General features: G+C 64.0%; 14 protein-coding genes. 12 read left to right on the top strand and 2 right to left on the bottom strand.

What is annotated here, in order from left to right:
* Positions 1-9: 9 nt before the first annotated feature.
* Together ACFO0A_RS00510 and ACFO0A_RS00505 are read right to left on the bottom strand one after the other, a co-directional pair.
* A complete protein-coding gene (locus ACFO0A_RS00510; RefSeq protein WP_379537026.1) occupies positions 10-1,059 on the bottom strand; it encodes a phosphatase PAP2 family protein in 1,050 nt (349 codons plus the stop codon).
* A 65-nt stretch (positions 1,060-1,124) separates the two neighbouring features.
* Positions 1,125-1,919: a DUF2569 domain-containing protein gene (locus tag ACFO0A_RS00505; RefSeq protein ID WP_379537025.1), complete on the bottom strand. Its 795-nt coding sequence runs from the start codon at positions 1,917-1,919 to the stop codon at positions 1,125-1,127.
* Positions 1,920-2,289: 370 nt separating this feature from the next.
* Between ACFO0A_RS00505 and ACFO0A_RS00500 the strand changes: the two genes are divergently transcribed.
* The 12 genes from ACFO0A_RS00500 to ACFO0A_RS00445 all read left to right on the top strand — a co-directional run bounded on the left by ACFO0A_RS00500 (position 2,290) and on the right by ACFO0A_RS00445 (position 13,371).
* On the top strand, positions 2,290-2,520 hold the full coding sequence (locus ACFO0A_RS00500) for a Flp family type IVb pilin (RefSeq protein WP_379537024.1): 231 nt from the start codon (positions 2,290-2,292) through the stop codon (positions 2,518-2,520).
* A gap of 99 nt (positions 2,521-2,619) precedes the next feature.
* The gene (gene cpaB, locus ACFO0A_RS00495; RefSeq protein WP_379537023.1) at positions 2,620-3,558 is read left to right on the top strand and encodes a Flp pilus assembly protein CpaB; all 939 of its coding nucleotides are present in this window, start codon (positions 2,620-2,622) and stop codon (positions 3,556-3,558) included.
* A gap of 4 nt (positions 3,559-3,562) precedes the next feature.
* Positions 3,563-5,014, top strand: coding sequence for a type II and III secretion system protein family protein (locus ACFO0A_RS00490; protein ID WP_379537022.1), 1,452 nt, complete (start codon positions 3,563-3,565; stop codon positions 5,012-5,014).
* Positions 5,004-5,276: a hypothetical protein gene (locus tag ACFO0A_RS00485; RefSeq protein WP_379537021.1), complete on the top strand. Its 273-nt coding sequence runs from the start codon at positions 5,004-5,006 to the stop codon at positions 5,274-5,276. The genes ACFO0A_RS00490 and ACFO0A_RS00485 overlap by 11 nt, the downstream gene beginning before the upstream one ends.
* Positions 5,277-5,296: 20 nt before the next feature.
* Positions 5,297-6,955: a pilus assembly protein TadG-related protein gene (locus ACFO0A_RS00480; protein ID WP_379537020.1), complete on the top strand. Its 1,659-nt coding sequence runs from the start codon at positions 5,297-5,299 to the stop codon at positions 6,953-6,955.
* A complete protein-coding gene (locus ACFO0A_RS00475) occupies positions 6,952-7,476 on the top strand; it encodes a TadE/TadG family type IV pilus assembly protein (protein ID WP_379537019.1) in 525 nt (174 codons plus the stop codon). The genes ACFO0A_RS00480 and ACFO0A_RS00475 overlap by 4 nt, the downstream gene beginning before the upstream one ends.
* The gene (locus tag ACFO0A_RS00470) at positions 7,473-8,099 is read left to right on the top strand and encodes a TadE/TadG family type IV pilus assembly protein (RefSeq protein ID WP_379537018.1); all 627 of its coding nucleotides are present in this window, start codon (positions 7,473-7,475) and stop codon (positions 8,097-8,099) included. Before ACFO0A_RS00475 ends, ACFO0A_RS00470 begins: the two co-directional genes overlap by 4 nt.
* A 48-nt stretch (positions 8,100-8,147) precedes the next feature.
* Positions 8,148-9,299 (top strand): AAA family ATPase, encoded by a 1,152-nt coding sequence (locus ACFO0A_RS00465; RefSeq protein ID WP_379537017.1) that lies wholly within the window; start codon positions 8,148-8,150, stop codon positions 9,297-9,299.
* Positions 9,300-9,368: 69 nt separating this feature from the next.
* Positions 9,369-10,682, top strand: coding sequence for a CpaF family protein (locus ACFO0A_RS00460; RefSeq protein ID WP_379537016.1), 1,314 nt, complete (start codon positions 9,369-9,371; stop codon positions 10,680-10,682).
* A gap of 2 nt (positions 10,683-10,684) precedes the next feature.
* Entirely contained in the window at positions 10,685-11,686 is a 1,002-nt protein-coding gene (locus tag ACFO0A_RS00455) for a type II secretion system F family protein (protein WP_379537015.1), read from the top strand.
* 3 nt (positions 11,687-11,689) lie between these two features.
* Positions 11,690-12,664: a type II secretion system F family protein gene (locus tag ACFO0A_RS00450; protein WP_379537014.1), complete on the top strand. Its 975-nt coding sequence runs from the start codon at positions 11,690-11,692 to the stop codon at positions 12,662-12,664.
* A gap of 23 nt (positions 12,665-12,687) precedes the next feature.
* The gene (locus ACFO0A_RS00445; protein ID WP_379537013.1) at positions 12,688-13,371 is read left to right on the top strand and encodes a hypothetical protein; all 684 of its coding nucleotides are present in this window, start codon (positions 12,688-12,690) and stop codon (positions 13,369-13,371) included.
* Positions 13,372-13,374: the final 3 nt, after the last annotated feature.

Below are 13,374 nucleotides of genomic sequence, written 5' to 3'. Positions count from 1 at the left end.
AAACGACTTTCAGACAGCGAAGCTGGGGATACCTTCGGTCTTTGGCTCATCGGCAAGCCGCCTAGCATCTCGCGCGTCGAGCCAGCGCACGAACTTTCCGCTGCCCCACCAGATTGCGCTGACGCCGAAAACCGAAGCCAGGCCATCCACGGCGTAATGCCAACCGAGGTGCACTGAAGCGAACCAGATGAGAACGAAGTAAACGAAAGCGACATGGCGGGGCCATCGCATCCCGAATCGACTGCGACACATCAGGAAAAGCAGAAAAGCGATGCCGACATGAAGAGAGGGCATGGCCGAAATACCCGATCCAATTTCCTCTTTACCGAATACTGCTGTAAGATAATGCATCGAAAAGAGCGCATTCAACGAATAGCGCGCGTCGTATCCCCGCAGCAACTCCATCATCGGCGCAAATTGGTTCCCGCCGTAGAACTGATCATAAAAGCAAGGCCCAACCGATGAAAGAGCGGTTGCAAACACGCCTCCCAAAATGAACCAGGTGAGGAAGTAAGCTGTAAGCGACCGGACTTGAAAGCGAATGTCTCGGGTAAACGCAGCCCAAGCCAACGTGCCCATCATCACCATGAACCACAGACCATAAAGCCGATCGAGAACTACCGTCCCTGCAAAGCCGACGAGATGGTGGGTGAGGCGCCAAGCGTCAGTGCCAAGCAAGGCTCGGTCGGCTTGGATCAGAAAATGGTCTGCGTAAAAGGGCACCAAATTGGGAATTGCGACCTTCACTCTCATCACGGCCCGGCCAAGCGGGACAGATAAGAAGACAAACAACGTGCCGCGAAGAATCCAGCCCTTTTGTCGGGAGGTAAGGCGCCACAAGGTTTGTAGAGGACGTTCGACTCTTCGTTGAACGAGAGCGACAGCCACAAACAGATACCAGATAAGGACCGGCATGATCCAAACCGAGACGTCCTTGTCGGTGAGACTGACGCTCAGGTAATAGCTTGCAGGCTCAATCCCGACTTGGGCGCTTATGATGAGCGTAATGACGCAGAGCGCAATTAGGAACCAGTAGCCAAGGGCGAGACGAGGAAACATTGACCGCATTTTCGCCTCACCCAACCTAACTAGCAAGACCGTTTACCAAACGGGGTGGTTCAGCCCTAGTCCTCTGCCGGGCCACGGCTCCGATAGGTGATGTTAACCCGGTCGGACAACAGCAGGTAGGGAAGCCAGACGAAGGCGCTGATCAGCACTTTCGTGACGTTACCGTGAAGCAGCCCGTGGAGCGGCACAGCGACGTTGACCGGCAGGTCGGGCAGAGCCGCGACATGCTGCGCGATCAGGAGCTGCATCGCGATGTCAAGCAGCCAGGCGAAGAGCAGCATCCGCGGGAACAGGGGAACGGTGCGCAGCGCCAGCACGAAGCAGACCATGTAGAAGAAGCTCATGACCACGACGTCGGCGACCATCACCAGCATCATCTGCTGCGCCCATTCGGGAGCATGGCCGTTGAGCGCGGGCATCGAGACGAGAAATTCGAAGCTGCGGATCACGACGTTGAGCAGCATCCCGACGAGCAGCGATGCCATGAAGCCGGCGGGGCCGAACACCGGGCTGCGCCGCGCTTCCAGCACGTCAAGGCGGCGCCAGTGCCCGTAGAACGCCAACCGAACCTCCGGCTGGGCGGAGAGCGTTCCGCGGGGAAACGCGCGCTCGGCAATCAGGAAGCCCGCAATCGGGGCCGCCGCGATGAGAATGTAGGGAAGGGCGAGGATCGCCGCGTCGCGCAGACTTTCCACCGGGCTTACGGCAAGCGCCAGGCGCACCGCGCTGCTCAGCGTAAAGACGGCGAGCCATGCGAGGGCGACGACGCCCATCCGGGCCTCGAAGAAGCGGGCGATCGCAGCGCTTCGCGTGCGGATGTTTGCCGCGTAGCAGGCGAACCATTGGAGCATCGGCGCAGCGGCGGACCGTATCGAATCATCCCGCAGCGCGGGTGCCCGACTCGGGGATGGTGTCGAAAAGGCCACTGTTAACCCTTCTTGGTCATCTTTCATTCCACTAAAGCATTGCAGAACCGCGTTAATTTTTTGCTAACACATTGGCCTTGACCGCAAACTATGGTTTGCGCACTGTTAAGGCGTTCCGAGGGAACCCGCGCTTGTTGGATCCGGTGCTTACATACCGGAAACTCTTAACGATAATCGGTCGCGCCGGTTCCACCAGTACCCCCCTTGGATCGGGTAATCCGGAAATAGATGCCGGACCCAACTTTGGACGATTGCCGCCCGGCAACGGCGGCATGTTTATCAGGGGTATCTGACCATGAAGACCTTTCTCAAATCCTTCCTCGCTGACGAATCCGGCGCCTCGGCTGCCGAATATGCTCTGATCCTCGCCGTCGTCGGCGTGGCCATCGGTGCTGCTGCGCTGACGCTTGGCCAAAACGTCGGCCTGAGCATCAACAAGGCGGCGGTCACCGTCGGCACCTGCGGCAAGAAGGCCAACGGCACTGCTGCGACGACCTACGCGACGACTGTTCCGGCAACTTGCTGATCTGAACCTTGGGGCTCCATCGCTGCGATGCGGTGGGGTCCCTCGTTCGCCGAGACGGTCAATTTTGATCAGGCATTCAGACAGGATCGGGGGTAGCCCATGGGGGGGCAACGCAATCTCATCATACTTGGCATCGCGATAGTGTTGGGCCTGTTCGCGGTTCTGTTCGCGAACAGCTACTTCAGCGGTGTTGAGCGGCGCCAGGCACAGGTCGCGCAGGAGCAGCAGCTCGCGCGCATCGTCGTCGCCAGCCAGCCGCTGGCATTCGGCAGCAAGCTCACGCCCGACAACCTGAAGCTGGCCAACTGGCCCGCGAGTTCGGTTCCGGTCGGTGCCTTCTCTTCACTAGAACAGGCGATGAAGGACGGGCGCGTCGCGCTGCGGCCGATCGTTCCTGGCGAACCCGTTCTGGCCGACAAGGTTTCCGGAACCGATGGGCGCGCAACGCTGGCCGCAAACCTGCCCGAAGGGATGCGCGCCGTTTCCATTCCCATCAGCAACGTGACGGGCGTCTCGGGATTTGCCCTGCCCGGCACGACTGTGGATGTGCTGTTGACTCGGCAAATTCCCGGAGGCGGATCCGAGGCGCAGGACATCATGTCCGACGTGGTTCTCGAGAATAAACAGATCCTCGCCATCGACCAACTCGCCGACGAAAAGACCGGCGAACCAAAGGTGGGCGCGACCGCAACGCTCCAGGTCGATCTGCTCGACGCGCAGAAGCTGGCCGTCGCGCAGAAGATCGGCACGCTCAGCCTGGCGCTGCGCAATGTCGAAAACCAGGTTCCGGGCGCTCTCACCACGGTGACCGCGGCCGATCTTGGCGGAGCGCGGCTCTACAAGGCGGCGCGCTCGCAGCCGGCACCGGCGGCGCCCGCGCCGACATTCCTGGGGCTGCCCGCGCAGTTCAGCGCCGCTCTTGCCGGGGCGAACGCCGCCCGCAAGCCGGTCCTTCCGCGCATCATGGGCAATTCGATGACAGTCATCCGCGGAACGGAATCCGCCGACTATCCTGTCGGCAACCTTGGGGGAAGGTAGGACGATGCTGCGCACACTTATTCGCGCGGCGGCGCTGGCGACCACGACGGTCGCTGCCGGCACCGCCTTGCCCGCAATGGCCCAATCGGCCGACTACGGGCTTCATGCCGGCGCGCTCGAAGTGCCGGTCAACAAGAGCCAGGTCGTCACCACCGACCGGCCCATCGGCAAGGCGATGGTCGGCAACGCCGAGATCGCCGACGTGCTGCCGATTTCCGAACGCTCGGTCTATGTCCTGGGCAAGAAGATGGGGACCACCAGCCTCACCCTCTATGACCGGGCGAACCGGGTGCTCGCGGTGATGGACGTGGCGGTCGGCCCCGATGTCGACGGGCTGCGCGGCCAGATGGCCTCGCTGATACCCGGCCAGAAGATCGACGCGCGCATCTCGAACGAATCGATCATCCTGTCGGGCATGGTTTCCGATCCCGGCGCCGCCGACCGCGCGGCCCAGATCGCGAAGGCCTATGCCGGCGACAAGGTGGTCAACCTCATCACCGTGGGCGGCAGCCAGCAGGTGATGCTGGAAGTGCGCTTTGCCGAGATCAATCGCCAGACGGGCGAGCAGCTTGGTGTGTCGGGCTTCGGCCTGTCGAACAACGGCACCTTCGACGCCGTGACGGGTGCGACCGCCAGTCTGATCCCCGGCGCGAATGGAGCGGGTGTCCCCACCCTTTCGGCGATCACCGATACCTTCGGCATCTTCCGCAAGGTGTTCAACATCGGCAACGTCAACATCGAGGGCATCCTCAACGCGCTGGAGCGCAAGGGGCTGGCCAAGACGCTGGCCGAACCGACCCTGATCGCCCTTTCGGGCGAGCGCGCCTCGTTCCTGGCGGGCGGCGAATTCCCGATCCCGGTCGTGCAGAACGGCAGCAGCGGCGGCGGCGCGGGGAACGGCGGCGGCACCAGCGCGATCACCGTCGAATACAAGCAGTTCGGCGTCAGCCTGGGCTTCACGCCTACCGTGCTCGGCGACAAGGTGATCAACCTGGTGGTCGAGCCCGAAGTCAGCTCGATCGATCCGTCCGCGTCGATCACCATCAACGGACTGGTCGTCCCCGGCCTGCAGACCCGGCGTGCCTCGACGACGCTGGAACTGCGCGACGGGGAAAGCTTTGCCATTGCCGGGCTGCTGCGCCGCGACTTCCAGACCACGATCCGCCAGCTTCCGATCCTCGGCTCTCTGCCGATCATCGGGTCGCTGTTCCGATCGAGCTCGTTCCAGAAGGGCGAGACCGAGCTGCTGATCGTGGTCACGCCGCGTCTGGTCGCGCCGATCCGTCCCGACCAGGTCCGCCTGCCGACCGACCGGGTCAAGGATCCCAAGGAACTGGATACGCTGCTGAACGGCGACGATTACCAGACCCGCAAGTTGCCGCCGCCCGCGCCCGCTCCGGTTGCGGACCCCGCAGCCCCCACCGCACCTGCCAAGGAGCCCGGCTATGACTACTAAGCGCGCATTGCTGGCCGCAGGCGCCGTCCTGGCGCTTGCCGGCTGCACCGGCTGGGACCCCAGGACGGGGAAGATCGAGGATGCCGGGTGGGGCGAGGCCAATCGCCAGACGATCGCCGCGCAGGTGATCGATCCCGATCCGCAGTACGAATACGTCGATCCCGAGACGAGCGGCCTCCATGCCGCGCAGGCGATCGAGCGCTATCGGACAGACAGGGTCAAGCAACCGGTCACGACCAGCACCACCCAAGGCTCCAACTGAGGGAACCCGGGGAATAGCACATGATCATGCCTTCGACCCCGAATGGCTCCAGGTTCGTCGCTGACGAACGCGGGGCGGTTGCTGCGACTTATGCGCTCGCGCTGACCGCGCTTGTCGCCATCGCGGGGGTCGGGTTCGATTACGGGCGGATGGTCGCGCTCGACACCGAGTTGCAGAACGGGGCCGACCAGGCGGCGCTCGCGGCCGCGACCCAGCTCGATCGCCAGGCGGGGGCCTGCCAGCGGGCGGCAGCGGCCGCGTCCGGCCTCGTCAACAATCTGACCATCATGGCCAACGACGGCGGCGACAACCAGGTCGTCGTGCCGAACGAATCGACCTGCGATGGAACGGGGCAGATCCGCTTCTTCGTCGACAAGGCGAAAACCACGGCGGCGACGACCGATGCCGATGCGCATTTCGTCGAAGTCGTCGTCAATGCTCGGACCGCCCGCTACGCGCTGACGCCGATCGTAGGCGCAATCACGTCGGGCAGCATGAACGCAGCGGCTTTCGCGGGCGTGGGCAACGCGATCTGCCGCGTTCCCCCGGTGATGATGTGCAACCCCGAAGAGCCGGCCGGCAACGTCAACACCCAGCTCCAGTTCGACGCCGACAATCGCCAGGGCGTGGGCATCCGGCTGCTCGCGAACGATTCCTACACCCCCGGTTCGTTCGGTTATCTGAACACCGGAGCGAACGGCGCGAATGCTCTGGCGGCCGCGGTAGGGTGGGATGTGCGACCGGGCGACTGTATCGGGACCGACGGAGTGGAACTGAAGACCGGCGTTACCGCCAGTGTGATCGACGCGTTCAACACCCGCTTCGATATGCCCGGCTCAGGTGGCTCGTGCCCCAACTACGGCGGCGTGAACGGCGTCTGTTCGCCATCGGTCAATGTCCGCAAGGGCCTCGTCCGCAACAGCAACAACTGCAACTCCAATGCGTGGGGCGAGAACGCTTCCAACTTCGCGACCGCGCAGACCCGCAATTATCGCCCCACGACCCGCGACCCCTATCCGGCAGGAACCGCGCCGGACATCATGGGCCACCCGCGCGACCTCTGCCACGCCTGGAGCAACGACGGCGATTGCAGCGCTGTAAACGGCGGCAAGAATGGCCGTGTTGGCACCGGCGATTGGGACATCAACGCCTACTGGCGCTCCAACTACGGAACTGCCTACGCCAACGAGGTGCCGCTTTCCTACGGCGCACAACCCAAGGGCTATCCCACCCGCTACGAGGTCTATCGCTGGGAAGCCGACAAGATCGTCGCGGGGACGCTGAGCGGAATCATCAAGGACGGCCAGGGCAACACCAAGGCCTATGCGCAGCCGCAGGCCGGCATGTGCCTTGCCACCGCCGCTTCCCCCTACGGCATCCCGCCGGGCGGGCTCAACGTCGATCGCCGCAGGATTTCCGCCGCCGTGCTCAACTGCAACGCCTTGTCGGCGAAGTACGGCTCGATCAACAACAAGACGCTGGAGACGGCGGGCTGGGCGGACATGTTCCTGGTCGAGCCGTCTATCTCGCGGAACAATTGCACGACCGGCAATGGCTGCAACGTGAAATATTCCGACACTACCGACGTTTACGTCGAGATTATCGGCAAGACCAAGATCGGCGGCGATGGGTCGATCGGGCAGACGGTACGGCGCGACGTGCCGTATCTGATCGAATGAGCCGCCTGTTTTCCTCCTTCGCCCGCGACACGCGAGGCGCGGCCGCGGCCGAGATGGCGCTCGTCCTTCCGTTCCTGATGGTCCTGATGTTCGGCGGGATGGAGGCCGGGCACTTCTACTGGACCGAGCACAAGGTCCTCAAAGCCGTGCGCGACGGCGCCCGCTTCGCCGCGCGGCAGAATTTCAGCGCCTATACCTGCTCGACGGTCGATGAGACGACGCGCGCCAAGGTGAGCTTGCTGACGCGGACCGGCCAGTTGGACGCGGCTAACGACACCGATCAATATCGCAAGGTTCCCGGGTGGGCCGACGGCACAGGCGCGAGCGCGAGCCTTCTCCAGGTCTCGGTCGCCTGCAATACCGCCACGACCGGCGGGATCTACATCAGCCAGACCGGGGGCGCGCCCGTCGTCACCGTTTCGGCGGTAGTGCCCTATCCCTCACTGTTCGCCGGTCTAGGCATCATCAACTCGTCGGCCTATCTCAAGGCGACCGCACGCAGCGCGGTAGCGGGCATATGAGGCGCGGCTTTCTCCTCGACCAGCGCGGCGCCTCCGCGGCGGAGTTCGCGCTCGTGCTCCCGATCTTCCTGCTTTTCCTGCTCGGGATGATTGATGTCGGCCGCTATGCGTGGGCGCTTAACGAGGCGGAAAAAGCCACCCAGATCGGCGCCCGGTGGCTCGCGGTGACCGATATCATCCCGGGCGGGGACGCGGCGACCGGCCTGAAGAACTACAGCTTCGCTACCGGCAGCAGCGTGCCGCAGGGCAGCGCGGTCGACATCACGAAGTTCCCGGGCGTGTATTGCGAAAGCACCAGCACGACGCTTACCTGTACGTGCAAGGGCACCTGTCCGTTCAGCGTCGCAATCGATGCGACGGCGCAGGCGTCCTTTGATGCGGTCGTGGCCCGCATGCAGCAGATCTATCCGACCATAACCAAAAGCAACGTACGCATAGATTACGACAATTCCGGCCTGGGGTTTTCTGGCGATCCCAACGGACCGGACGTCGCCCCGCTTATTACGGTCAGCCTCAAGAACCTCGGCTTTCCGCTGTATTTCGCACTCGGTAAAGCAGTGCCGCTGCCCAGCTTCCGTTACGCCATCACGATGGAAGACGGCAGCGGGACGGTCTCCAACTAGGCAATGACGATGGGCACTCTCAACAACCCTTTCGAACATGGAACCGGCATGGAATTGGTCTTGCCCGAAGACATCTACGTGATCGTCAATCCCCCCGAGGCTATGAGGCTGGAGCGGGCGATTGCCATGCGGCAGGACAGCCCACTCACCTGCGTCTCGCTTGTCGCTAGCGCCCCGGTTCCGGATGATGTCCTGGCAAAGGCCCAGCTGCTCGTCGTCGAAGTCGATCCGGCAGACCGCGCTTCGGTGCGCCGCATCGCGCAGATCCGGAGCGCCCGGCCGCGCGTGCCGGTGATCGTCGCGCTGCAGGACGCTAACGTCTCCGTCGTGCGGACGCTCGTGCGCCAGGGCGTGAACGATGTCGCGACGATGCCGTTCGATCTCGACGAGCTATCTGCTCAGTTGCTTGATCTGGCGGTCCAGTCCCGCGCGGATGCCGCCGATCACCTGCCGCTCTCGCCGCTGATTGCGGTGGTCCGCAGCAATGGGGGCTCTGGCGCCACCACCGTTGCAACCCACCTCGCATCGGCAATGGGCGCGCGGCGAGGCGGGCGTGGCACCTGCTTGATCGACCTCGATTTGCAGTTCGGCAACATCGCCGCCTTTACTGCTCAGAGCGGCAAGACCAGCGTAGTCGACTTGCTCGAAGCGGGCAGCCGGCTCGATTCCGAATTCCTCAAGAGCGCTGTCATCGACAGCGGCCACGGCTTCATGGCAATCTGCGCGCCCGAGGCGATCACGCCGCTCGAGACAGTCGATGTCGACCAGCTTCTCCACCTCCTCGCCGTCGCCCGGCGCGAGTTCGAATGTGTTGTGCTCGATCTACCGGCGAACTGGACCGGCTGGACTCTTTCAGCGGTCCTCGCCGCAACCGACATCGTGCTGATCTGCGACCTCTCGGTTGCGGGTCTGCGCCAGGCCAAGCGCCGGCTTGACCTGTTCGACACGGTCGGATTGCCCCGCGACCGGCTGCGGCTTGTCGTGAACCGCGTCGAAAAGCGCTTGTTCCGCACGATCGGTGTCGAGGAAGTGCGCGAGACGTTGGGCCAACCGGTTTACGCAACGCTGTCGGCCGACCCCGCATCGCTCGGCAACGCCCAGGATCAGGGCATGCTGGCCTGGGAAATCAACCGGAAGAGCCGCTTCGGCCAGGACATCGTGGCGCTGGCGCAGCGCCTAGATGAAGCGCGGGGAGACTGAGCGATGGCTGTGTGGAGCGTAAAGCGGCCGCAGGATTTGACGGCACCGGTAGAACCCCGCCGACCCGTAATGACAGCCCCGGCGAGCGCGGGTGTGCAGTCGGCGCCGCTGGACCGGATGCTCGACCTCAAGGTGACGATCCACCGGTCCCTGCTCGACCGCATTAACCTCTCGGTGCTTGAAAAACTGAGCCGCGAACAGATCCAGGCCGAGATCGGCGAGATCGTTGCCGAGCTGCTGGCGGCGCAGCGCGAACCACTCAATGCGCGGGAGCGTAACGCGGTGGTCCTCGACGTGATCGACGAGCTCCTGGGCTTGGGGCCGCTCGAGCCACTGCTCAAGGACGAGTCGATCACCGACATCCTCGTCAACGGCCACGATACCGTCTTCGTCGAACGCGGCGGAATGCTCGAAAAGGTGCGCGTCCGGTTCCAGGACGAGCGGCACCTGCTGCGGATAATCCAGAAGATCGTCAGTGCCGTGGGCCGCCGCGTCGATGAATCATCGCCCTTCGTCGACGCGCGTCTGGCCGATGGTTCGCGCGTCAACGCGATCGTTGCACCGCTGGCGATCGATGGATCGCTGCTCTCCATCCGCAAGTTCGCCAAGCGCCCGATCAGCATCGCCCGCATGATCGAACTGGGAAGCATTCCCGAACCGATGGCCGAAATCCTGCGCGCCATCGTCCAGTCCCGGCGCAACGTGCTCATCTCGGGCGGCACAGGATCGGGCAAGACCACGCTGCTCAACGCGATGTCGTCCTACATCGACGAGCGTGAGCGCATCGTGACGATCGAAGATTCCGCCGAACTCCAGCTTCAGCAGGAACACACCGCTAGGCTCGAAACGCGCCCGCCCAACATCGAGGGCAAGGGCGAGGTTACTCAGCGCGACCTGGTAAAGAACGCGCTGCGCATGCGTCCCGACCGCATCATCGTCGGCGAAGTGCGCGCCGGTGAGGCGTTCGACATGCTCCAGGCGATGAACACCGGGCACGACGGGTCGATGACGACCGTCCACGCGAACACGCCGCGCGACGCCCTTTCGCGCGTCGAGCAAATGATCGGGATGAGCGGGATCGACATTTCGCCGCGTTCCGCGCGGGCCCAGATTGCCTCGGCGATCAACGTGGTGGTGCAGGTCGGACGGCTCTCCGATGGCCGCCGCCGCGTCCTCAGCCTTTCGGAACTGACCGGGATGGAGGGCGAGACGATCTCGATGCAGGAAATCTACCGTTACAAGCTCGCGGGTCGCGACAAGGACGGCACGGTCCTCGGCCACTTCGAAGCCACCGGCATCCGGCCCAAATTCCTTGGCGAGGCAAACTCCCACGGGATCGAACTGCCTGCCGAGCTTTTCCGTCCCGATCTGCGAATGAACTAACGATGCAGGACGCCTTCCTTCGCATGGCGGCACTCGCGGCAATCTTTGCCTCGGTGTTCGTTGTCGCCCAGCTTGCCCTCGGTTCAGCTTGGCGCCGGCGCATGCAGACCGGTGCGGTGAACCTGCGCCTGCGCATGATCCGCGAGGGCGGAACCCGCGAGGAAGTGATCGCACGGCTGCGTAAGAACACCCCCCGCGATTTCGACGATCTGCCTGAATTCCTGGCCACTCGTCTCCAATCGCTCCAGCGGACGATGCTGGCCTCCGCCATCCCGCTGGCACCCGTGCAGATTCTTCTCGGGATGGTCGCGCTGTTCGTGGTGCTTTGCGTCATCCTCCTGCTTGCCAGCCGGGCGGGAGGCTTCCCGCTCACCATGGGCATCTTCCAGCTGGTCGTCGTCATCGCCTTCTGCGCGGCGGTCGCGCTGCCGCTGATGATCATCAGCATGATGGCGCAGCGCCGCCGCAAGCGAATCGAGATGCAGTTCCCGATCGCGCTCGACGTGTTCGTCCGCGCCTTGCGCTCGGGCCATCCGATCGCCTCGGCCATCGAGTTGCTGACCCACGAGATGGAAGACCCGATCGGCAGCGAATTCGGGCTTGTCGCAGATGAGGTTTCCTATGGCGCCGAACTGACCCAGGCGCTTGACAGCATGGCGGAGCGCTGGGACCTGGAGGACATGCGGATGTTCGTCGTTTCGCTGTCGGTGCAGAGCGAGACAGGCGGCAACCTTGCCGAGATCCTCCAGAACCTGAGCGAAGTGATCCGCGCCCGCGCCAGCCTCTACATGAAGGTCCGCGCGCTGAGCTCGGAAGGGCGGATGACTGGCTGGATGCTGTCGGTCCTGCCCGTGCTGACCTTCGTCGGCCTTTTTACCGTAAACCCGTCATTCTACCTCGACGTGGCGCGCGATCCGATTTTCGTCATCGGTTTTCCCGTGCTGCTGATTATCTACGCGATCGGCTTCATCATGATCCGGCGCATGGTCGACCTGAAGGTCTGAGCTATGTTCGAACTCGCCGCCTCCAACAGCATCGCCCGCCTCACGATCCTGCTGCTTGTCTTCGGCCTGGTGGTGGTTTCCGCCTTCAGCGGCCTGACCATGCTGTCTCGCCGTGCCACGATCCGCTCTGAGCTGCGCGGGCTCACCAGCGAGCGCCTGTTCGCGACCGCCGGAACCGCGCAATCGCTGCGCGCGTCCAACGACACCGCCTGGGCGCGGCTGGCCGATGCGATCGAGCGCGCAGGCCTCAGCCTGACCGACAGCAAGAGCGACCGGCTGCGGGCAAAGCTTATCGAAGCGGGCTTTCCCGCACCGTCCGCACCGCGGATATTCACGCTGATCCGGCTGACCCTCGTGTTCGTGCTGCCGCTGGGATATGTGCTCCTCGCCTATTCGGGCGACGAGCCGCCGTCATTCATCAAGGTCTATCTGATCGGCTCGCTGCTGGCGCTGCTCGGGCTCTACATTCCCAATCTCTACGTACGGGCAAAGGCCGACCGCCGCCGCGAGGAAATCGTGAACGGCTTTCCCGACTGTCTGGATCTCATCCTCGTCTGCGTGGAGGCCGGGCTGGGGATCGAGGCCGCAATGGACCGGGTGGGGCGCGAGATGGTGCATTCGCATCCCCTTGTCGCGCAGCTCCTGTCGATCACGACGTTGCAACTGCGCGCCGGTGCATCGCGCGACGATGCCTTCCGCCGGCTTGGCGATTCCGCCGGGGTCGATGAAATCCGGTCGTTCACCACGCTGCTGATCCAGTCGGACAAGCTGGGGACGAGCGTCGCGACCACGCTGCGCGTCTATGCCGGCGAAATGCGTGAGCGACGCCGCATGCGCGCCGAGGAAAAAGCCCATCGCCTGCCGGTGATCATCTCGATCCCGCTGGTGGTGTGCATGCTGCCCACCATGATCGGCGTGCTGATGTTGCCCGCCGCCGTGCGGGTGGTGCGAGACATCATGCCCTTGCTGGCACGATAGGACGAGGAAGAGGGGGGACGATCATGCGCAAGTACTTTGCAATCGCCTTGTTGGCCGGCCTGCTCGGCGGGTGCACGTCGATTTTCGGAGGCCCGGCAGCGAAGCTCGAGGTCAGGCCCGTGGGGGACAGCGCGCGTTCCGGCGCGACCGAACTTGCCGCCGGGCGCGAGGCATTGCGCGACGGGCGGGTAGCCGAGGCGATCGTCGCGCTGCGTCTTGCCGCTCTCGATCCCGCAGTCGCGGCGTCGGCGCACAACGGACTTGCCGTCGCCTATCTCCAGATCGGCCGCGGCGACCTTGCCGAACAGTATTTCAAGCTCGCGATGGTCGAGGATCCGGCCGATCTTCGCTTTGCCGCCAATCTAGACCGTTTCTATCGCTCGCGCGAAGCGGCGATGGCAAAGGCTGTCGTTGCCCCTCCGATCGCACCGCAAAGCGAGGACAGCGGCGCGCAACTCGCCCAGGTCGAGCGCTCGTTCGATCGCGTGTTCCAGGCCGGACCCTCGCAGGTTCGCGTTTCGTCGGCCGCGCCGGCGATGACCCGCGTGTCGCGCCAGGAAGTTGCCATTCGCACGGCTCCGGCCCCAGCGATTTCCTCCGATCCGCGGCGCCGCAACTTGCGTTATGGCGCGGCCAAGCCCGGCGTGGCACCCGTTCGTGAAGGCTACCCCGTCCGCGTCGAGCTGGCGACGATCGCGCAGCGCTAGGTT

It is taken from the genome of Novosphingobium tardum (assembly GCF_042652045.1).
GTDB classification, from domain to species: Bacteria; Pseudomonadota; Alphaproteobacteria; order Sphingomonadales; family Sphingomonadaceae; genus Novosphingobium; species Novosphingobium tardum.
This window is presented reverse-complemented; position numbering and strand designations above follow the sequence as displayed.

What these genes read in the sequence shown, in the direction of transcription:
- ACFO0A_RS00510 (WP_379537026.1), bottom strand. Translation starts at nt 1,059, where the DNA reads ATGTTTCCTCGTCTCGCCCTTGGCTACTGGTTCCTAATTGCGCTCTGC.
- ACFO0A_RS00505 (WP_379537025.1), bottom strand. Translation starts at nt 1,919, where the DNA reads ATGCTCCAATGGTTCGCCTGCTACGCGGCAAACATCCGCACGCGAAGC.
- ACFO0A_RS00500 (WP_379537024.1), top strand. Translation starts at nt 2,290, where the DNA reads ATGAAGACCTTTCTCAAATCCTTCCTCGCTGACGAATCCGGCGCCTCG.
- cpaB (WP_379537023.1), top strand. Translation starts at nt 2,620, where the DNA reads ATGGGGGGGCAACGCAATCTCATCATACTTGGCATCGCGATAGTGTTG.
- ACFO0A_RS00490 (WP_379537022.1), top strand. Translation starts at nt 3,563, where the DNA reads ATGCTGCGCACACTTATTCGCGCGGCGGCGCTGGCGACCACGACGGTC.
- ACFO0A_RS00485 (WP_379537021.1), top strand. Translation starts at nt 5,004, where the DNA reads ATGACTACTAAGCGCGCATTGCTGGCCGCAGGCGCCGTCCTGGCGCTT.
- ACFO0A_RS00480 (WP_379537020.1), top strand. Translation starts at nt 5,297, where the DNA reads ATGATCATGCCTTCGACCCCGAATGGCTCCAGGTTCGTCGCTGACGAA.
- ACFO0A_RS00475 (WP_379537019.1), top strand. Translation starts at nt 6,952, where the DNA reads ATGAGCCGCCTGTTTTCCTCCTTCGCCCGCGACACGCGAGGCGCGGCC.
- ACFO0A_RS00470 (WP_379537018.1), top strand. Translation starts at nt 7,473, where the DNA reads ATGAGGCGCGGCTTTCTCCTCGACCAGCGCGGCGCCTCCGCGGCGGAG.
- ACFO0A_RS00465 (WP_379537017.1), top strand. Translation starts at nt 8,148, where the DNA reads ATGGAATTGGTCTTGCCCGAAGACATCTACGTGATCGTCAATCCCCCC.
- ACFO0A_RS00460 (WP_379537016.1), top strand. Translation starts at nt 9,369, where the DNA reads ATGACAGCCCCGGCGAGCGCGGGTGTGCAGTCGGCGCCGCTGGACCGG.
- ACFO0A_RS00455 (WP_379537015.1), top strand. Translation starts at nt 10,685, where the DNA reads ATGCAGGACGCCTTCCTTCGCATGGCGGCACTCGCGGCAATCTTTGCC.
- ACFO0A_RS00450 (WP_379537014.1), top strand. Translation starts at nt 11,690, where the DNA reads ATGTTCGAACTCGCCGCCTCCAACAGCATCGCCCGCCTCACGATCCTG.
- ACFO0A_RS00445 (WP_379537013.1), top strand. Translation starts at nt 12,688, where the DNA reads ATGCGCAAGTACTTTGCAATCGCCTTGTTGGCCGGCCTGCTCGGCGGG.